Consider the following 710-nt stretch of genomic DNA (forward strand, 5'->3'; position numbering starts at 1 on the left):
CCAAGGTCGACAACAACTACTTCGAGGACTCCAAGGACGTCCTCGGCACCTTCTACACCGACCAGGCCGGCTACTGGCAGGTCAGCGGCAACGTCTTCGACAACGGGAGGCGGATCCCTCGGCCCGAGTACCTGGAGAAGGCGGACGAGGTCCTGGGGGCGGGCGGGCTGATCGCCGCGATGAAGGAGGACGTGGCGAAGGTCCGGTACCCCAAGAAGGTGCGGGATCTGGCCAAGCTCGAAGGCCAGGCGGTGGAGATCCTGTCGTACGGCAGCCACAACCTGCACGGGCTCGTGCAGACCGAGGAGTACGCCCGGGCGCTGCTGAGTACCCGGCGGCCGGCTCTGTCGGAGGACGAGCTGGAGAGGGCNNCGCCCCGTCGGAGGCAGGGAGGTCCTGCGGGCGCAGCTCGAACACCTTCTGGCGCTGGCCCGGTTGCGGCACGTCGAGATCCAGGTGATGCCGACATCCCGTGGCGACCACCCCGGAACCGGAGGACGGATCCAGGTGCTCAAGTTCCAGGACGGCACGGCGGTGGGCCGGGCGGACGACGAGTTCGGGAGCCGCCCTGTCACGGATCCCCGTCAGCTGCGCATCCTTGAACTGCGCTATGGCATCATCCGAGCCGAAGCGCTGAGCGCGCGGGAGTCACTGGCCTTCATCGAACAAGTTCTGGGGGATACATGAACCGCACGGGCTCAGGCGGAGTC

At 67.4% G+C, this 710-nt stretch carries 1 pseudogene; it reads left to right on the forward strand.

The features are described 5' to 3' along the window. Positions 1-98 precede the first annotated feature (98 nt). Positions 99-687 (forward strand): annotated as a pseudogene (locus CCN29_RS33870) (DUF5753 domain-containing protein); the annotation flags it as partial. Positions 688-710: the final 23 nt, after the last annotated feature.

The organism is Streptomyces pseudogriseolus (assembly GCA_002154585.1).
GTDB lineage: Bacteria > Actinomycetota > Actinomycetes > Streptomycetales > Streptomycetaceae > Streptomyces > Streptomyces pseudogriseolus.